This is a genomic window from Sulfitobacter sp. 15WGC (assembly GCF_005068605.1).
Taxonomy (GTDB): Bacteria; Pseudomonadota; Alphaproteobacteria; order Rhodobacterales; family Rhodobacteraceae; genus Sulfitobacter; species Sulfitobacter faviae.
The window spans coordinates 1,232-20,247 of record NZ_SZNL01000032.1; the positions used below are offsets into that span (position 1 = coordinate 1,232).

Sequence of the window (19,016 nt, forward strand, 5' to 3'; positions counted from 1 at the left end):
GTTCGGCTGAGCACCGCCCGCATGGGTGATTTTATCTTTACACCCTTGAAACCTGCGTCTGCGCGGGCTATTGCGCAGACCTGACCTGAAAAGGGCGTGCGGCGATTCGAGTTGCGCGCCGATTTTTTTGTTCAGATGTTGCGGGGCTTAGCCCCCGTGTTGATTGACGAATTTCATGCCGGGGCAGCCCGCATGGCAAGACAGGGACCAGAGTTCAGATGGCAAAACGGTGGTATTCGGTCAGTGTCCTGTCGAACTTCGAAAAGAAGATCGCCGAGCAGATTCGCGCGTCCGTGGCCGAGCAGGAACTTGAAGACCAGATCGACGAAGTGCTGGTGCCCACCGAAGAGGTGATCGAGGTCCGGCGCGGCAAGAAGGTGACAACCGAGCGTCGCTTCATGCCCGGCTATGTGCTGGTGCATATGGAAATGTCCGACGCGGGCTACCACCTGATCAACTCGATCAACCGCGTCACCGGGTTCCTTGGCCCGCAGGGCCGCCCGATGCCGATGCGCGATGCCGAGGTTCAGGCGATCCTGGGTCGCGTGCAGGAAGGCGAAGAAGCGCCGCGCACGCTGATCCACTTCGAGGTCGGTGAGAAAGTCAAAGTCGCCGATGGTCCGTTTGAGGATTTCGACGGCATGATCGAAGAGGTCGACGACGAGAACCAGCGTCTCAAGGTTTCGGTCTCGATCTTTGGCCGGGAGACCCCGGTCGAATTGGAATTCACTCAGGTCAACAAACAGGTCTGAGTGTGCGGCGGGGTTTGCCTCGCCATCCCGGCACCTGAGGGCGCCGGTCATTGTGGGAGGGACAGGCGCCGCGGCGCCTAGGCCCGGACCACGCAACGAAGAACCCGCGGGGCGCGCCCCAAGGGTGTTGAAAGGAGAAGGCCAATGGCCAAGAAACTCGTCGGTACGATGAAGTTGCAAGTTAAAGCGGGTCAAGCAAACCCGTCCCCGCCCGTGGGTCCCGCCCTCGGTCAGCGCGGCATCAACATCATGGAATTCTGCAAGGCGTTCAACGCCAAGACCGCAGACATGGAGCCGGGCGCACCGTGCCCCACCGTGATCAGCTACTATCAGGACAAGTCCTTCACCATGGACATCAAGACGCCCCCGGCGTCCTACTACCTGAAGAAAGCTGCCAAGGTGAACTCCGGCGCGAAAACGCCGAGCCGCGAGACTGTCGGCACCGTGACCACCAAGCAGCTGCGCGAGATCGCAGAAGCAAAAGCCGCCGACCTGTCCGCGAACGACGTGGAAGCGGCGATGAAAATCATCCTGGGCTCCGCGAAGTCCATGGGCATCGAGGTGAAGTAAGATGGCTAAAATTGGAAAACGCACCCGCGCCGCCCGTGAAGCTTTTGCTGGCAAAGAAGAGATCACCGTTGAAGAAGCGGTAAGCCTCATCAAATCGAACGCCAGCGCGAAGTTCGACGAGACCATCGAGATCGCGATGAACCTCGGTGTTGACCCGCGTCACGCGGACCAGATGGTCCGTGGTGTTGTCGGCCTGCCCAACGGCACCGGCAAAACCATGCGCGTTGCCGTCTTCGCCCGTGGCGCGAAAGCTGAAGAAGCCGAAAAGGCGGGCGCAGATATCGTTGGCGCAGAAGACCTGATGGAAACCGTGCAGTCCGGCAAGATCGACTTTGATCGTTGCATCGCGACACCTGACATGATGCCGATCGTTGGCCGTCTGGGTAAAGTGCTCGGCCCGCGCAACCTGATGCCGAACCCCAAGGTTGGCACCGTGACCATGGACGTCGCCGACGCCGTGAAAGCGGCCAAGGGTGGTGAAGTGCAGTTCAAAGCCGAAAAGGGCGGTGTCGTCCACGCAGGCGTTGGCAAACTGTCCTTCGACGAAGCCAAGCTGGTTGAGAACATCCGTGCCTTCGTCGGCGCCGTGTCCAAAGCCAAGCCGGCGGGTGCCAAAGGCACCTACATGAAAAAGATCAACCTGAGCTCCACAATGGGCCCGGGCGTGTCGGTCGCTGTCGAGAACGCGACTGCCGAGTGATCCCGTGGGGTGGGGGCCAGCCTCCCACCTTACGACCCGAGATTTGGCGGCTTCGGTCGCCAGATACGCAAGGACCAGAAGATCGGTCCGCGCGTCTGTCCGAGACGGAGGGTTTGGGCTTTGGCCTGAATAATTCCTTCCTGAGATGGGAAACCGGAAATTCCTGCCTTCGGGCGGTTTTGGCCGGGACCCTGACATTGGACCCGAATGGGGTGCAGAAGACCGCATCCTGAACTGAGCCGGGGGGCAACCCCCAAATTTGGAGTGAAACTGTGGATAGAGCACAAAAAGAACAGTTGGTCGACGAACTCGGCCAAATCTTTGAAAGCTCTGGCGTCGTTGTGGTTAGCCACTACGTCGGTTTGACAGTTGCCGAAATGCAGGACCTTCGGGCGCGCGCACGCGCAGCCGGCGGGGCCGTGCGTGTTGCCAAAAACAGGCTCGCCAAGATCGCCCTTGAGGGCAAGCCATGCGAAAGCATTGCTGACCTTCTGACGGGTATGACCGTTCTGACCTACTCTGAGGATCCTGTGGCCGCGGCCAAGGTTGCTCAGGAGTTCGCCAAGGAAAACAGCAAGCTTGTTATCCTCGGCGGCGCAATGGGTGAGAACGCGTTGGACGCCGCCGGTGTCGAAGCCGTGTCGAAAATGCCGTCGCGCGAGGAGCTTATCTCCTCCATCGCGGGCATGCTCGGCGCACCTGCTTCGAACATCGCCGGGGCCATTGGCGCACCTGCAAGCAACATCGCATCCATCTTGTCCACCATCGAGGACAAGGCGGCTGCGTAAGGCAAATCGTCAAACTGGCGCACGGGTTGAACACGCGCGTTGGAACACACATATCGTAACGGAAAGAGCTAAACATGGCTGATCTGAAAAAACTGGCAGAAGACATCGTTGGTCTGACCCTGCTTGAAGCACAAGAACTGAAAACCATCCTGAAAGACGAGTACGGCATCGAGCCCGCCGCTGGCGGCGCAGTGATGATGGCCGGCCCTGCTGAAGGCGGCGCTGCCGAAGAAGAAAAGACCGAATTCGACGTCGTTCTGAAGAACGCCGGCGCATCCAAGATCAACGTGATCAAGGAAGTCCGCGGCATCACAGGTCTCGGCCTGAAAGAAGCCAAAGACCTGGTCGAAGCCGGTGGCAAGATCAAAGAAGGCGTCGACAAAGCCGAAGCCGAAGACATCAAAGGCAAGCTGGAAGCAGCTGGCGCCGAAGTCGAGCTGGCCTAAGCCAGAGGTGCGTGTCCTCACGCACCACGCATGAACAAGGGCTGGACGGGAATTTTCCTGTCCAGCCTGACCTGTTTTGACGAATGTTCCCTGCGGGAGCATTTCTCTGGAGAGGTCCAAGGTCGGAAGGGGTGCAGTGGGACGCATTCCAAGAATTGACCCGGATTTTCCGCTCTTATGGGCGCGCACCACGGCCCCGGTGGTTGATGCGCTCGGCGAGAGACACGAAAGGTGACACGACACATGGCACAATCCTTCCTTGGCCAGAAACGTCTGCGTAAATATTACGGCAAGATCCGCGAAGTGCTGGAGATGCCGAACCTCATCGAGGTTCAGAAATCCTCCTATGATTTGTTCCTGAATTCCGGCGACGCCGAGACCCCCACCGATGGTGAGGGGATCACGGGCGTTTTCCAGTCGGTCTTCCCGATCAAGGACTTTAACGAGACTTCGGTACTCGAATACGTCAAGTACGAGCTGGAAAAGCCCAAGTACGACGTTGAGGAATGCCAGCAGCGCGACATGACCTATAGCGCGCCGCTGAAAGTGACCCTGCGCCTCATCGTGTTCGATGTGGACGAGGACACTGGTGCGAAGTCCGTCAAGGACATCAAAGAGCAGGACGTCTTCATGGGCGACATGCCCCTGATGACCCCGAACGGCACCTTTGTCGTCAACGGCACCGAGCGTGTGATCGTCTCCCAGATGCACCGCTCCCCGGGCGTGTTCTTCGACCACGACAAGGGCAAGACCCACTCCTCGGGCAAGCTGCTCTTCGCCTGCCGCATTATCCCCTACCGCGGCTCCTGGCTGGACTTCGAGTTCGACGCCAAGGACATCGTCTATGCCCGCATCGACCGTCGCCGCAAGCTGCCGGTAACGACCCTGCTCTATGCCCTGGGGCTGGACCAAGAAGGCATCATGAATGCCTATTACGACACGATCACCTTCAAGCTGGAGAAGAACAAGGGTTGGGTTGCGCCCTTCTTCCCCGACCGCGTGCGCGGCACCCGTCCGACCTACGATCTGATCGACGCCAACACCGGCGAGATCCTCTTCGAGGCCGGCAAGAAGGTCACCCCCCGTGCCGTCAAGAAGCTGCTCGACGAAGGCAAGGTCAAGGAACTGCTGCTGCCGTTCGACCACATCGTCGGCAAGTTCGTCGCGCGTGACATCATCAACGAGGAAACCGGTGCGATCTACGTCGAGGCCGGTGACGAGCTGACGCTGGAATACGACAAAGACGGCACGCTGATCGGCGGCACCGCGAAGGAGCTGATCGACGCGGGCATCACCGAGATTCCGCTGCTGGACATCGACAACGTCAACGTCGGCCCCTACATGCGCAACACCATGGCGATGGACAAGAACATGAACCGCGACACCGCGCTCATGGACATCTACCGCGTCATGCGCCCGGGCGAGCCGCCCACCGTCGAGGCCGCCTCCGCGCTCTTCGACACGCTGTTCTTCGATAGCGAGCGTTACGACCTCTCGGCCGTGGGCCGCGTGAAGATGAACATGCGTCTGGCGCTCGACAAGCCCGACACGCAGCGCACGCTGGACCGTGACGACATCGTCGCCTGCATCAAGGCGCTGGTGGACCTGCGCGACGGCCGTGGCGACATCGATGACATCGACCACCTCGGCAACCGCCGTGTGCGTTCGGTCGGCGAGCTGATGGAAAACCAGTACCGCGTCGGCCTGCTGCGCATGGAGCGCGCGATCAAAGAGCGGATGTCCTCGGTCGAGATCGACACCGTGATGCCGCAGGACCTGATCAACGCCAAGCCCGCCGCGGCTGCGGTGCGTGAATTCTTCGGCTCCTCGCAGCTGTCGCAGTTCATGGACCAAACCAACCCGCTGTCGGAAGTGACGCACAAGCGTCGTCTTTCGGCGCTTGGGCCGGGCGGTCTGACCCGCGAGCGTGCCGGCTTCGAGGTGCGCGACGTGCACCCGACCCACTATGGCCGGATGTGCCCGATTGAAACGCCGGAAGGTCCGAACATCGGCCTGATCAACTCGCTGGCCACCTTTGCCCGCGTGAACAAATACGGCTTCATCGAAACGCCTTACCGCGTCGTGAAGGACAGCAAGGTCACCGACGAGGTGCACTACATGTCCGCGACCGAGGAAATGCGCCACACCGTTGCGCAGGCGAACGCCAACCTCGACGACGACATGAAGTTCGTGAACGAGATGGTCTCGACCCGTCAGTCCGGCGACTACACGCTGGCACCGACCGAGAACGTGGACCTGATCGACGTCAGCCCGAAGCAGTTGGTCTCGGTCGCCGCCTCGCTGATCCCGTTCCTCGAGAACGACGACGCCAACCGCGCTCTCATGGGCTCGAACATGCAACGTCAGGCCGTACCGCTTCTGCAAGCCGAAGCGCCGCTCGTCGGCACCGGCATCGAAGAAGTCGTGGCACGCGATTCCGGGGCGGCCTACACGGCACGTCGCGCGGGTATCATCGACCAGGTCGATGCGTCGCGTATCGTGATCCGGGCCACCGAGGATCTGGAACTGGGCGACGCGGGTGTGGACATCTACCGCATGCGCAAGTTCCAGCGCTCGAACCAGAACACCTGCATCAACCAGCGTCCGCTGGTGAAAGTGGGCGAGAAGGTCACGAAGGGTCAGGTCATCGCCGATGGTCCGTCGACCGACATGGGGGAACTGGCGCTCGGCAAGAACGTCGTCGTCGCCTTCATGCCGTGGAATGGCTACAACTACGAAGACTCCATCCTGATCTCCGAGCGGATCTCCCGTGACGACGTCTTCACCTCGATCCACATCGAGGAATTCGAAGTCGCCGCGCGTGACACGAAGCTCGGGCCGGAAGAGATCACCCGCGACATCCCCAATGTCGGCGAGGAAGCCCTGCGCAACCTCGACGAAGCAGGCATCGTCTACATCGGTGCGGACGTGGAGCCGGGCGACATCCTCGTCGGCAAGATCACCCCGAAGGGCGAAAGCCCGATGACGCCGGAAGAGAAGCTTCTGCGCGCCATCTTCGGTGAGAAAGCTTCGGACGTGCGCGACACCTCGCTGCGGGTGAAGCCGGGCGACTTCGGCACCGTTGTCGAAGTCCGCGTCTTCAACCGTCACGGCGTCGAGAAAGACGAACGTGCGCTGCAGATCGAGCGTGAGGAAGTCGAACGTCTGGCCCGTGACCGGGACGACGAGCTGGCGATCCTCGACCGCAACATCTACGCGCGTCTCAAGGACATGATCCTCGGCAAGGTTGCCGTGAAAGGCCCGAAAGGCGTGAAGGCGAACAGCCAGATCACCGAGGAACTGCTGGAAACCCTGACCCGCGGTCAGTGGTGGCAGCTGGCCCTCGAGGACGAGGATGACGCGAAGATCGTCGAAGCCCTGAACGAGCAGTACGAGATCCAGAAACGGACCTTGGATGCACGTTTCGAGGACAAGGTCGAGAAGGTCCGCCGTGGCGACGACCTGCCGCCGGGCGTGATGAAGATGGTCAAGGTCTTCGTGGCGGTGAAGCGCAAGCTGCAGCCTGGCGACAAGATGGCCGGTCGTCACGGGAACAAGGGTGTAATTTCGAAAGTGGTGCCGATGGAGGACATGCCGTTCCTCGCCGATGGTACCCCGGTCGACTTCTGCCTCAACCCGCTCGGCGTGCCATCGCGTATGAACGTCGGTCAGATCCTCGAGACGCATATGGGTTGGGCCGCACGCGGTCTGGGCCTGAACGTCGATGAGGCGCTGCAGGAATACCGCCGCTCGGGCGACCTGACGCCGGTGCGTGAAGCGATGCAGCTGGCCTATGGCGAGGATGTCTACGAAGAGGGCATCACCGGCATGGACGAGGACACGCTTCTGGAAGCGGCCGACAACGTACGCCGCGGCGTGCCGATCGCCACACCGGTCTTCGACGGCGCCAAGGAAGCGGATGTGAACGACAGCCTCAAGCGGGCCGGGTTCGACACCTCCGGTCAGTCGGTGCTCTTCGATGGTCGGACAGGCGAGCAGTTCGCGCGCCCCGTGACCGTTGGCGTCAAGTACCTGCTGAAGCTGCACCACCTGGTGGATGACAAGATCCACGCGCGTTCGACCGGGCCGTACTCCCTCGTCACACAGCAGCCGCTGGGTGGTAAGGCGCAGTTTGGTGGCCAGCGCTTCGGGGAGATGGAGGTCTGGGCTCTGGAAGCCTATGGCGCCGCCTACACCCTGCAGGAAATGCTGACCGTCAAGTCGGACGACGTCGCGGGCCGGACCAAGGTCTATGAAAGCATCGTCAAGGGCGAGGATAACTTCGAAGCGGGCATTCCGGAGAGCTTTAACGTTCTCGTCAAGGAAGTGCGCGGCCTCGGCCTGAATATGGAACTCCTGGATGCGGAGGAGGATGAGTGAGGCGGTAAACGGAATTTTTCAAAAATTCCGCCCCGTTTTCTTTGAAAGAAAACGGGGCCGTCCCCTCCTAACGCACCCCTTTCAAGGATTTGAAAATGAACCAGGAACTGACAAACAACCCGTTCAACCCGCTGACGCCGCAAAAAGCGTTTGACGAGATCAAGGTCTCTTTGGCCTCGCCCGAGCGGATCCTGAGCTGGTCCTTCGGTGAGATCAAGAAGCCGGAAACCATCAACTACCGTACGTTCAAGCCCGAGCGTGACGGCCTGTTCTGCGCGCGTATCTTTGGCCCGATCAAAGACTACGAATGCCTCTGCGGCAAATATAAGCGCATGAAGTATCGCGGCGTCGTCTGCGAGAAATGCGGTGTGGAAGTCACGCTGCAAAAGGTCCGCCGTGAGCGTATGGGCCACATCGAACTGGCCTCGCCGGTGGCGCACATCTGGTTCCTCAAGTCGCTGCCCTCGCGCATCGGCCTGATGCTGGACATGACTCTGCGCGATCTGGAGCGCGTGCTCTACTTCGAAAACTACGTCGTGATCGAGCCGGGCCTCACCGATCTTCAATACGGTCAGATGATGACCGAAGAAGAATACATGGACGCGCAAGACGCCTATGGCATGGACGCTTTCACCGCCAACATCGGCGCCGAAGCGATCCGCGAAATGCTGGCGGCGATCGACCTTGAAGCCGAAGCCGAGAACCTGCGCGCCGATCTGAAAGAGGCGACAGGCGAGCTGAAGCCCAAGAAGATTATTAAGCGTCTGAAAGTGGTCGAGAGCTTTCTTGAATCCGGCAACCGTCCGGAGTGGATGGTCATGACCGTGATCCCGGTGATCCCGCCCGAGCTGCGCCCGCTGGTGCCGCTGGACGGTGGCCGCTTCGCGACGTCGGACCTCAATGACCTGTACCGCCGCGTGATCAACCGGAACAACCGTTTGAAGCGCCTGATCGAGCTGCGTGCGCCCGACATCATCGTGCGCAACGAAAAGCGGATGCTGCAGGAATCGGTCGACGCACTCTTCGACAACGGCCGCCGTGGCCGCGTCATCACCGGTGCCAACAAGCGCCCGCTGAAGTCGCTGTCGGACATGCTGAAAGGCAAGCAGGGCCGCTTCCGTCAGAACCTTTTGGGTAAGCGCGTCGACTTCTCAGGTCGTTCGGTCATTGTGACCGGCCCGGAGTTGAAGCTGCACCAATGTGGTCTGCCCAAGAAGATGGCGCTCGAATTGTTCAAGCCGTTCATCTACTCGCGGCTCGAGGCCAAAGGTCTGTCCTCCACCGTGAAGCAGGCCAAGAAGCTGGTCGAGAAGGAGCGCCCCGAGGTTTGGGACATTCTTGATGAGGTGATCCGTGAACACCCCGTCATGCTCAACCGCGCGCCGACGCTGCACCGTCTTGGCATTCAGGCGTTTGAACCCGTCCTGATCGAAGGCAAGGCGATCCAGCTGCACCCGCTGGTCTGCTCGGCCTTCAACGCCGACTTCGACGGCGACCAGATGGCTGTTCACGTTCCGCTTTCGCTGGAAGCCCAGCTGGAAGCGCGTGTTCTGATGATGTCCACGAACAACGTTCTGTCGCCTGCAAACGGCGCGCCGATCATCGTACCGTCGCAGGATATGATCTTGGGTCTCTACTACACGACCCTTGAGCGTGAAGGGATGGTTGGCGAAGGCATGGTCTTCGGCTCCGTCGACGAGGTGCAGCACGCCCTCGACGCCGGTGCGGTTCACCTGCACTCGAAGATCAAGGCGCGGATCAAACAGATCGACGCTGAAGGCAACGAAGTGATGATGCGCTTTGACACGACCCCCGGTCGTATCCGTCTTGGTGCGCTTCTGCCGCTGAACGCCAAAGCACCCTTCGATCTGGTCAACCGTCTGCTGCGCAAGAAAGAAGTGCAGCAGGTCATCGACACCGTCTACCGTTACTGCGGTCAGAAAGAGTCGGTCATCTTCTGTGACCAGATCATGACCATGGGTTTCCGCGAAGCTTTCAAAGCGGGCATCTCCTTCGGCAAAGACGACATGCTGATCCCCGACACCAAATGGCCGCTGGTTGAAGAAACCCGCGAGCAGGTGAAGGACTTTGAACAGCAGTATATGGACGGCCTGATCACTCAGGGCGAAAAGTACAACAAAGTCGTCGATGCATGGTCGAAGTGTAACGACAAGGTGACCGAGGCGATGATGGGCTCCATCTCCGCCGTGACCCACCATGAGAACGGTTCCGAGAAAGAGCCGAACTCGGTCTACATGATGGCCCACTCCGGTGCCCGTGGCTCGGTCACGCAGATGAAACAGCTGGGCGGGATGCGCGGCCTGATGGCGAAGCCGAATGGCGACATCATCGAGACGCCGATCATCTCGAACTTTAAAGAAGGTCTGACCGTTCTCGAGTACTTCAACTCGACCCACGGTGCGCGGAAAGGTCTGTCGGATACCGCTCTGAAAACAGCGAACTCCGGTTACCTGACACGCCGACTGGTGGACGTGGCGCAGGACTGCATCGTGCGCGAGCATGACTGCGGCACCGAAACCGCAATCACCGCCGAAGCGGCTGTCAACGATGGTGAGGTTGTCTCCTCGCTGGCCGAGCGTCTGCTGGGCCGTGTTGCGGCGGATGACATTCTGGTGCCCGGCACCGAGGATGTTCTGGTGCCTGCAGGCACGCTGATCGACGAGCGCATGTCGGATGCCATCGACGAGGCCGGCGTGCAGTCCGCACGGATCCGCAGCCCGCTGACCTGTGATGCCGAAGAGGGCGTCTGCGCCATGTGCTATGGCCGTGACCTCGCGCGCGGCACGCTGGTCAACCAAGGTGAGGCCGTCGGCATCATCGCGGCCCAGTCGATTGGTGAACCCGGTACACAGCTGACGATGCGGACCTTCCACATTGGCGGTGTTGCGCAGGGTGGTCAGCAGTCCTTCCTTGAGGCCAGCCAGTCGGGCAAGGTCGCTTTCGAGAACGCGCAGACGCTTGAAAACAGCGCCGGTGAAGTCCTCGTCATGGGCCGGAACATGAAGCTGTTGATCGTCGATGAGAATGGCGAGGAGCGGGCCAGCCACAAGATCGGCTACGGCACCAAGCTGCACGTCAAAGAAGGCGACGACGTAGCGCGCGGTGACAAGCTGTTCGAATGGGACCCTTACACCCTGCCGATCATTGCCGAGAAACCCGGTACGACCAAATACGTCGACCTGGTGTCGGGCATCGCGGTCAAGGAAGACACCGACGAAGCCACCGGCATGACCCAGAAGATCGTGATCGACTGGCGCGCGGCCCCCAAGGGCAACGAGCTCAAGCCCGAGATCATCTTGGTGGGTGAAGATGGCGAACCGGTCCGCAACGATGCGGGCAACCCGGTGACCTATCCGATGTCGGTGGACGCTGTTCTCTCTGTCGAAGACCAGACGCAGGTTCAGGCCGGTGACATCATCGCGCGTATTCCGCGTGAAGGTGCCAAGACCAAGGACATTACCGGTGGTCTGCCGCGTGTGGCCGAACTCTTTGAGGCGCGTCGCCCCAAGGATCACGCCATCATCGCGGAAATCAACGGCTACGTCCGCTTCGGCAAGGACTACAAGAACAAGCGTCGCATCGCGATCGAAAGCGCGGATGATCCGGACGTGAAGGTTGAATACATGGTGCCCAAGGGGAAACACATCCCCGTGGCCGAAGGCGACTTCGTGCAGAAGGGCGACTACATCATGGATGGCAACCCCGCGCCGCACGACATCCTCGCGATCATGGGTGTCGAGGCCTTGGCCGAGTATATGATTGACGAGGTGCAGGACGTTTACCGCCTGCAGGGTGTGAAGATTAACGACAAACACATCGAAGTCATCGTCCGTCAGATGCTGCAGAAGTGGGAAATCCAAGAAAGCGGCGACACCACGCTGCTGAAGGGTGAACACGTCGACAAGCAGGAGTTCGATCAGGCCAACGAGAAGGCGCTCAAGAAGGGGGGCCGCCCCGCCAAGGGCGAACCGATCCTCTTGGGCATCACCAAGGCGTCGCTGCAAACCCGCAGCTTCATCTCGGCGGCCTCGTTCCAAGAAACCACGCGCGTGCTGACCGAAGCCTCGGTTCAGGGCAAGCGGGACAAGCTGGTCGGTCTGAAAGAGAACGTCATCGTGGGCCGTCTGATCCCCGCCGGGACCGGTGGCGCGACGCAGGCGATGCGCAAAGTGGCGACAGACCGCGACAATGTCGTGATCGAAGCCCGCCGCGAAGAGGCCGAAGCCGCCGCCCGTCTGGCCGCCCCGGAAGCTTCTGTGGAGGACGACATCGTCGGTGGCGATGTGTTCAACACGCCGGTCGGTGACGACGAGAGCCGCGATTGATCGCAGCACCTTATTGAAAAACAAAAGCCCCCGCAGTGACGCTGCGGGGGCTTTTTTATAGGGTGGGCAAATGCCGCGGCCAGACACCGCCCCGGGGGGGGGGGGGGCTGATTTCTGAGGCCAAAGCCTTATATCCGCCACATAGTCCGAATAGGTTTGCAAAAGCTTAACCGTCGTAAGGTGCTTTGATGACGTCCCGCATTCTACATATCGACGACGACCCGATCGTTCTGGAACTGGTCAAGATGATCTTTTCCGACGACAGGTCGCTGAGCTTTGTCTCCTGTCTGAACGCCCGCGATGCGCTGGCGGTGGTCGATGATCTCAAGCCCGACCTGATCATCAGCGATATCTCCATGCCGGATATGGGCGGGTTGGAGCTGGCCCATCGGTTTGGCGAGAATCCGGCCATTGCCGGGACGCCGATCATCTTTCTCAGCGGGCGCACCCGCGATCTTGAGGTCTATGACGCCTTCCGCGATCTGGCGGCCACGGTGATGCAAAAGCCGGTCGAGCCGGGGTTGCTGCGCAGCACGGTGCGCAATCTTCTGGCCAGCCAGCAGCAGCCGGTGGCGCAGGCTTCGAACCAGTAGAGCGCGCCAGTCTGGGCGGCGCGGGCCGCCGTTCTTGACAGCCCCCGTAGCCGCTGCCAGTCATTCGGGGGCGGCAGTGATATAAGCCGCACCATTTTTCCCGGAGCGCTTTCATGTCCCCCAATACCATCGGCGCGCTGCTGATGATCGCCTCGATGGCCTGTTTCACGTTTAACGACACGCTGCTCAAAATGACCGACGGGGCGCTGCCCCTGTTTCAGCTGTTGTTCCTGCGCGGGGTGACGACTTCGGTGCTGATCTTGGCCCTTAGTCGGCAGCTTGGCCGGATCGACTTTCGGCTTCAAGCGCGGGACTGGAAGGTCATCGGCCTGCGCTCGGTGGCCGAGATCGCGGCGGCGTATTTCTTTCTCACCGCGTTGTTCAACATGCCCTTGGCGAATGTGACCGCCATCCTTCAAGTCGTGCCGCTTTCGGTGACGCTCGCGGCAGCGCTGGTGTTCCGGCAGGCCGTAGGCTGGCGGCGTTTGGTCGCCATTGGCATTGGTTTCTGCGGCGTGCTGCTGATCGTCAAGCCGGGGGCAGAAGGGTTCAATATCTGGTCGATCTACGTTCTGATCGCCGTGCTCTGCGTAACGGTCCGTGACCTGTCGACCCGCGCCTTGTCACCGGCAGTGCCCTCAATGACCGTGACCTTGGTGACCGCCCTGTCGGTGATGACGGCAGCGGGTTTGGCGTCGCTGAGCGCGCCTTGGGCCCCGGTGACGCCCTCGGTCGCGGCGCTGATCGGCGGCTCAGGGGTCTTTGTGCTAGGCGGCTATTTCTTCTCGATCCAAGTGATGCGGGTGGGCGATATCGGCTTCATCGCGCCGTTTCGCTACACAGGCCTGCTTTGGGCGCTCTTGCTGGGCTGGGTCGTCTTCGGCGACTGGCCGGGGGCCTTGACCCTCATCGGCGCGGGGATCGTGGTGGCCACGGGGGTCTTCACCCTCTACCGTGAGCGGAAGTTGAAGGTTCAGCCCGAGAAGACGCGCCGCACCTGAGCTTGATCGATAGCGAAACGCTCCTGAAACAGCGCTTCGCCTTCGGCATCCAGCGGGGCCACTTCCACATGCCGCGCCAACCCCTGCCGCGAATCGTTCGAGCCGTTGTGGCTGCGCACGAACATCGCCGCGTCGGGCAGGCTGACGCAGGGCATGAAGCGCGGCAGTTTCTCATGGGCGAAGTTCATAATGGTGAGCGGGCTGCCGCCCTTCACATACATCGCAAGTGCCGCGACGTTGAGCGGGCGGTACACTTCGGCGGCGTGGATGCCCTGCGGGCCGAATTCCGCGATGTAGCCCTTGGGCCAGTCAAAGGCGACGGAGCGCTGGCCTTTCAGCAGACCCGCGCTTTGCGCGACCGTCTGGCGCAGCCGGGCGACGAAGTCGACCGAGACGGCATCATCGTCGTCGTAGCGGAATTGCAGGCAGGGCTCGGCCGGGTTGATCCGCGCGGCGTTCAGCACCTCCTTCATCACCTCCCGATGATTGCGCGGCGGCTCGCGATGAATAACCGCCTGCGGCAGATCGGCCAGCAGCGATTCGAGGCGTCGGGCGTGGCACTCGGGGAACTGGTCGCCGATGACGAAGACGATCGAGAAGTCCGGGTCGGTTTGGGCCTTGAGGCAGGGCAGGGCGACGGTTTCGAGCAGGCGGAAACGTTCTTCGAGCCGGGCCGCGTCATAGAGATAGGCGATCCGTTCCTCGGTGGTCTCGTGGCCGACTTGAAAGCCGCCCAAGGCCGGGTAGGAAAAGCGGCAAAGGCCGATCGCTTGCATGGAGGTTTCCTTCTGTCCTTCGCCGGACTATGGCGAGCGGGGCAGGGGCGTGGCAAGGGTGGAATGTGCCACCCGGGCCCGGAACCAGGCCGCAGGCGCCGGGCCATCACCCGGCAAACCTCCGCGACCCCGCCGGGGCCCACCTGTTGACAGGCCCCGCGCAACGCTCTATACGCCCGCTATCTCGGAGGTGGAGGCCGCTCTGCCAGTCCGAATTCATAACTGAAGTGGTCACGATCCGGCCTACTACTGGCCCGATCCTCTGTTAACCCACCGCGTCGTTTTCCTCGGTACGGGAACGTTGCGGTCATTTTGCTTTGTGGACGCATGAAGTAACCGAAATTAGCCGCATGGGGGATCCCCCGTGTACACAATCTGAGCGATACGGGGATATAACCGGAATGCCAACGATCCAACAGCTGATCCGCAAGCCGCGGCAGCCGAAAGTCAAACGTTCGAAATCCATGCACCTGCAGGAGTGCCCGCAAAAGCGCGGCGTCTGCACACGCGTGTACACCACCACACCGAAAAAGCCGAACTCGGCGATGCGTAAGGTTGCCAAGGTGCGCCTGACCAACGGGTTCGAAGTGATCTCCTACATCCCGGGTGAGAGCCACAACCTTCAGGAACACTCCGTGGTTCTGATCCGCGGCGGTCGTGTAAAAGACCTTCCGGGTGTGCGTTACCACATCCTGCGCGGTGTTCTTGATACGCAGGGCGTGAAAGACCGTAAGCAGCGTCGTTCGAAGTACGGCGCGAAGCGTCCGAAGTAATCTCGCACCGGTGGGGCCCGCCCCCGCCGATCCACCCGATGTTCGGTGGGGCCGCGCCCCGCCACCCGCCAAGAGGAAGACACTGACATGTCACGCCGCCACGCCGCTGAAAAACGCGAAGTCCTGCCAGACGCCAAATACGGCGATCTGGTTCTCACCAAATTCATGAACAACCTGATGATCGACGGCAAGAAATCTGTCGCCGAGCGCATCGTTTACAACGCGATGACCCGCGTCGAAGACAAGATCAAGCGCGCGCCGATCGAAGTGTTCCACGAAGCGCTGGAAAACATCCAGCCCTCCGTCGAAGTCCGCTCGCGCCGTGTGGGTGGTGCCACCTATCAGGTGCCGGTCGAAGTGCGCCCCGAGCGTCGTCAGGCGCTGGCGATCCGCTGGTTGATCAAAGCCGCCCGTGCGCGTAACGAAAACACCATGGAAGAACGCCTTGCCGGCGAGCTGCTGGACGCTGTGCAGTCCCGTGGTACCGCTGTTAAAAAGCGCGAAGATACGCACAAGATGGCCGACGCGAACAAAGCGTTCAGCCACTACCGCTGGTAATCTCAACGTCGCGCCCGGTTTCGGGCGCGATCCGTTCGTACTGATATTTTCGAGGAAGCAGCCCTATGGCACGCGACTATCCGCTCCAACGCTACCGCAACTTCGGCATCATGGCTCACATCGATGCCGGTAAAACCACTTGTTCCGAACGCATCCTGTTCTACACCGGCAAAAGCCACAACATTGGTGAGGTGCATGACGGCGCCGCAACCATGGACTGGATGGAGCAGGAACAAGAGCGCGGGATCACCATTACCTCCGCCGCGACCACCACTTTCTGGCAGCGTCAGGAAGAGCCCACAGCCGATGCGACATCCGACACCAAGTTCCGGATGAACATCATTGACACCCCCGGCCACGTTGACTTCACCATCGAAGTTGAGCGTTCGCTGGCCGTTCTCGACGGCGCGGTTGCCGTTCTCGACGCCAACGCCGGTGTTGAGCCGCAGACCGAAACCGTGTGGCGTCAGGCTGACCGCTACAAGGTGCCGCGTATCGTCTTCGTCAACAAGATGGACAAGATCGGCGCGGACTTCTTTAACTGCGTGCACATGATCAAGGACCGCACCGGCGCCACGCCTGCTCCGATCCAGATCCCGATCGGCGCAGAGAACGAACTGGAAGGCATCGTCGACCTTGTGACCATGAAAGAATGGGTCTGGGCCGGTGAAGACCTCGGTGCCGCCTGGGAACAGCGCGAGATCCGTGACAGCCTGAAAGAGACCGCCGACGAATGGCGTGCCAAGCTCATCGAGACCGCGGTCGAGATGGACGACGAGGCGATGGAAAACTACCTGATGGACGGCGCCGAGCCTGACGTCGACACCCTGCGCGACCTGATCCGCAAGGGTACTTTGGCCATCAAATTCATCCCCGTTCTCTGTGGCTCCGCCTTTAAGAACAAAGGTGTTCAGCCGCTCTTGAACGCTGTGATCGACTATCTGCCCAGCCCGCTGGACGTTGTCGACTACATGGGCTTCAAGCCGGGCGACGAGACCGAGACCCGCAACATCCCGCGCCGCGCGGATGACGACATGGCGTTCTCGGGCCTTGCGTTCAAAATCATGAACGACCCCTTCGTCGGCTCGCTGACCTTCACCCGCATCTACTCGGGTGTTCTGCGCAAGGGCGACACGCTTCTGAACTCGACCAAGGGCAAGAAAGAGCGCGTCGGTCGTATGATGATGATGCACTCCAACAACCGCGAGGAAATCGAAGAGGCCTTCGCGGGCGACATCATCGCGCTGGCGGGTCTCAAGGACACCACCACCGGTGACACGCTCTGCGCGCAGAACGATCCGGTCGTCCTCGAAACCATGACCTTCCCCGATCCGGTGATCGAGATCGCGGTCGAGCCGAAGACCAAGGCTGACCAGGAAAAGATGTCCGCTGGTCTGGCCCGTCTGGCCGCCGAGGACCCCTCCTTCCGCGTCGAGACCGATCTGGAATCCGGTCAGACCATCATGAAGGGCATGGGCGAACTTCACCTCGACATCCTCGTCGACCGTCTGAAGCGCGAATTCAAGGTTGAGGCGAACATCGGTGCGCCGCAGGTTGCTTATCGTGAGACGATCTCGAAAGAGGCCGAAATCACCTACACCCACAAGAAACAGTCGGGTGGTTCGGGTCAGTTCGGTGAGGTCAAGATGATCCTGACGCCGACCGAGCCGGGCGAAGGTTACTCCTTCGAGAGCCGCATCGTCGGTGGTGCCATTCCCAAGGAATACATCCCGGGCGTGGAAAAGGGTATCAAGTCGGTTCTGGACTCCGGTCCGCTGGCGGGCTTCCCGGTCATTGACTTCAAGGTCGCCCTGATCGACGGTAAGTTCCACGATGTGGACTCCAGCGTTCTGGCCTTCGAGATCGCCGCCCGTATGGCGATGCGCGAAGGTATGAAGAAAGCCGGTGCGAAGCTTCTGGAACCGATCATGAAGGTCGAAGTTGTGACCCCGGAAGAATACACCGGTGGCATCATCGGTGACCTGACATCCCGTCGTGGTCAGGTGCAGGGTCAAGATACGCGCGGCAACGCCATCGCGATCGACGCCTTCGTGCCGCTGGCCAACATGTTCGGCTACATCAACACCCTGCGTTCGATGTCGTCGGGTCGTGCGAACTTCACCATGCAGTTCGACCACTACGAACCCGTGCCGCAGAACATCTCGGACGAGATTCAGGCCAAGTTCGCTTAAGGAAATCGGCGCGTGGGAAACCGCGCGCCGACCCAAATCGTTAGGTGTGTGCTGCGCATACACCATTGAGAAAGACCAAAAGGAGCCAACACCATGGCAAAGGCAAAGTTTGAACGCACCAAACCGCACGTCAACATCGGCACGATCGGCCACGTTGACCACGGTAAAACCACGCTGACCGCGGCGATCACCAAGTATTTCGGTGACTTCCAAGCGTATGACCAGATCGACGGCGCGCCCGAAGAGAAGGCCCGCGGCATCACCATCTCGACCGCGCACGTCGAGTATGAGACCGAGAACCGCCACTACGCCCACGTCGACTGCCCCGGCCACGCTGACTATGTGAAAAACATGATCACCGGTGCGGCGCAGATGGACGGCGCAATCCTGGTTGTGAACGCGGCCGACGGCCCGATGCCCCAGACCCGCGAGCACATCCTGCTCGGCCGTCAGGTTGGCATCCCCGCCATGGTCGTCTTCATGAACAAAGTTGACCAGGTCGACGACGAAGAGCTGCTCGAGCTCGTCGAGATGGAAATCCGCGAACTGCTGTCTTCCTACGACTACCCCGGCGACGACATCCCCGTTGTTGCAGGTTCCGCTCTGGCGGCGATGGAAGGCAACAAGCCCGAGATCGGTGAAGAGTCGATCAAGAAGCTGATGGCCGAAGTTGACGCCTACATCCCGACACCTGAGCGTGCCGTGGACCAGCCCTTCCTGATGCCTGTCGAAGACGTCTTCTCGATCTCCGGCCGTGGTACCGTTGTGACCGGCCGTGTCGAGCGTGGCGTGATCAACGTTGGCGACGAAATCGAAATCGTCGGCATCCGCGACACCAAGAAAACCACCTGCACCGGCGTGGAAATGTTCCGCAAGCTGCTGGACCGTGGTGAAGCGGGCGACAACATCGGCGCCCTGCTGCGCGGCGTTGAGCGTGACGGCGTTGAGCGTGGTCAGGTTCTCTGCAAGCCCGGCTCCGTGACACCGCACACCAAGTTCGAAGCCGAAGCCTACATCCTCACCAAAGAGGAAGGTGGCCGTCACACGCCGTTCTTCGCGAACTACCGTCCGCAGTTCTACTTCCGTACAACTGACGTGACCGGCACCGTTCAGCTGGCAGAAGGCACCGAGATGGTCATGC

At 60.8% G+C, this 19,016-nt stretch carries 14 protein-coding genes; 13 read left to right on the forward strand and 1 reads right to left on the reverse strand.

Annotated elements, in window-relative coordinates:
• The first annotated feature begins 218 nt into the window (after window positions 1-218).
• The 9 genes from nusG (at window position 219) to FCK22_RS17045 (ending at window position 13,576) form a co-directional block, all read left to right on the forward strand.
• Window positions 219-752 (forward strand): transcription termination/antitermination protein NusG, encoded by a 534-nt coding sequence (gene nusG, locus FCK22_RS17005; protein ID WP_067264099.1) that lies wholly within the window; start codon window positions 219-221, stop codon window positions 750-752.
• A gap of 144 nt (window positions 753-896) precedes the next feature.
• Complete coding sequence (rplK, locus tag FCK22_RS17010) at window positions 897-1,322, forward strand: 50S ribosomal protein L11 (RefSeq protein WP_067267940.1); 426 nt, start codon at window positions 897-899, stop codon at window positions 1,320-1,322.
• Window position 1,323: 1 nt separating this feature from the next.
• A complete protein-coding gene (gene rplA, locus FCK22_RS17015; RefSeq protein WP_067267941.1) occupies window positions 1,324-2,022 on the forward strand; it encodes a 50S ribosomal protein L1 in 699 nt (232 codons plus the stop codon).
• A 272-nt stretch (window positions 2,023-2,294) separates the two neighbouring features.
• Window positions 2,295-2,810, forward strand: a complete 516-nt coding sequence (rplJ, locus tag FCK22_RS17020) for a 50S ribosomal protein L10 (RefSeq protein WP_067267943.1) — start codon at window positions 2,295-2,297, stop codon at window positions 2,808-2,810.
• A gap of 74 nt (window positions 2,811-2,884) precedes the next feature.
• Entirely contained in the window at window positions 2,885-3,256 is a 372-nt protein-coding gene (gene rplL, locus FCK22_RS17025; RefSeq protein ID WP_067267945.1) for a 50S ribosomal protein L7/L12, read from the forward strand.
• Between the two features lie 243 nt (window positions 3,257-3,499).
• Window positions 3,500-7,636, forward strand: coding sequence for a DNA-directed RNA polymerase subunit beta (gene rpoB / locus FCK22_RS17030; protein WP_067267947.1), 4,137 nt, complete (start codon window positions 3,500-3,502; stop codon window positions 7,634-7,636).
• 95 nt (window positions 7,637-7,731) lie between these two features.
• Window positions 7,732-11,982 carry a DNA-directed RNA polymerase subunit beta' gene (gene rpoC / locus FCK22_RS17035; protein WP_067267948.1) on the forward strand — a complete coding sequence of 1,417 codons (4,251 nt, stop codon included), beginning with the start codon at window positions 7,732-7,734 and terminating at the stop codon, window positions 11,980-11,982.
• Between the two features lie 188 nt (window positions 11,983-12,170).
• Window positions 12,171-12,575, forward strand: coding sequence for a response regulator (locus FCK22_RS17040; protein ID WP_067267950.1), 405 nt, complete (start codon window positions 12,171-12,173; stop codon window positions 12,573-12,575).
• A 113-nt stretch (window positions 12,576-12,688) separates the two neighbouring features.
• Window positions 12,689-13,576, forward strand: a complete 888-nt coding sequence (locus FCK22_RS17045; protein ID WP_067267952.1) for a DMT family transporter — start codon at window positions 12,689-12,691, stop codon at window positions 13,574-13,576.
• On the opposite strand, the gene FCK22_RS17050 is transcribed toward FCK22_RS17045, so the two are convergent.
• Window positions 13,549-14,352 (reverse strand): putative rhamnosyl transferase, encoded by an 804-nt coding sequence (locus FCK22_RS17050; protein ID WP_067267954.1) that lies wholly within the window; start codon window positions 14,350-14,352, stop codon window positions 13,549-13,551. The genes FCK22_RS17045 and FCK22_RS17050 overlap by 28 nt on opposite strands.
• 401 nt (window positions 14,353-14,753) lie before the next feature.
• Here FCK22_RS17050 and rpsL point away from each other — a divergent pair, with 401 nt between their 5' ends.
• The 4 genes from rpsL to tuf all read left to right on the forward strand — a co-directional run.
• A complete protein-coding gene (rpsL, locus tag FCK22_RS17055) occupies window positions 14,754-15,125 on the forward strand; it encodes a 30S ribosomal protein S12 (RefSeq protein ID WP_007118826.1) in 372 nt (123 codons plus the stop codon).
• A gap of 87 nt (window positions 15,126-15,212) precedes the next feature.
• Window positions 15,213-15,683 (forward strand): 30S ribosomal protein S7, encoded by a 471-nt coding sequence (rpsG, locus tag FCK22_RS17060; RefSeq protein ID WP_067267956.1) that lies wholly within the window; start codon window positions 15,213-15,215, stop codon window positions 15,681-15,683.
• A 65-nt stretch (window positions 15,684-15,748) separates the two neighbouring features.
• Entirely contained in the window at window positions 15,749-17,875 is a 2,127-nt protein-coding gene (gene fusA, locus FCK22_RS17065) for an elongation factor G (RefSeq protein WP_067267958.1), read from the forward strand.
• A gap of 93 nt (window positions 17,876-17,968) precedes the next feature.
• Window positions 17,969-19,016 (forward strand): elongation factor Tu (gene tuf, locus FCK22_RS17070; protein WP_136720683.1); only part of this gene is annotated, 1,048 nt, incomplete at its 3' end.

Bases quoted from the DNA above. Each gene is read 5' to 3' on its own strand.
- nusG (WP_067264099.1), top strand. From the start codon at position 219: ATGGCAAAACGGTGGTATTCGGTCAGTGTCCTGTCGAACTTCGAAAAG.
- rplK (WP_067267940.1), top strand. From the start codon at position 897: ATGGCCAAGAAACTCGTCGGTACGATGAAGTTGCAAGTTAAAGCGGGT.
- rplA (WP_067267941.1), top strand. From the start codon at position 1,324: ATGGCTAAAATTGGAAAACGCACCCGCGCCGCCCGTGAAGCTTTTGCT.
- rplL (WP_067267945.1), top strand. From the start codon at position 2,885: ATGGCTGATCTGAAAAAACTGGCAGAAGACATCGTTGGTCTGACCCTG.
- rpoB (WP_067267947.1), top strand. From the start codon at position 3,500: ATGGCACAATCCTTCCTTGGCCAGAAACGTCTGCGTAAATATTACGGC.
- rpoC (WP_067267948.1), top strand. From the start codon at position 7,732: ATGAACCAGGAACTGACAAACAACCCGTTCAACCCGCTGACGCCGCAA.
- FCK22_RS17040 (WP_067267950.1), top strand. From the start codon at position 12,171: ATGACGTCCCGCATTCTACATATCGACGACGACCCGATCGTTCTGGAA.
- FCK22_RS17045 (WP_067267952.1), top strand. From the start codon at position 12,689: ATGTCCCCCAATACCATCGGCGCGCTGCTGATGATCGCCTCGATGGCC.
- FCK22_RS17050 (WP_067267954.1), bottom strand. From the start codon at position 14,352: ATGCAAGCGATCGGCCTTTGCCGCTTTTCCTACCCGGCCTTGGGCGGC.
- rpsL (WP_007118826.1), top strand. From the start codon at position 14,754: ATGCCAACGATCCAACAGCTGATCCGCAAGCCGCGGCAGCCGAAAGTC.
- rpsG (WP_067267956.1), top strand. From the start codon at position 15,213: ATGTCACGCCGCCACGCCGCTGAAAAACGCGAAGTCCTGCCAGACGCC.
- fusA (WP_067267958.1), top strand. From the start codon at position 15,749: ATGGCACGCGACTATCCGCTCCAACGCTACCGCAACTTCGGCATCATG.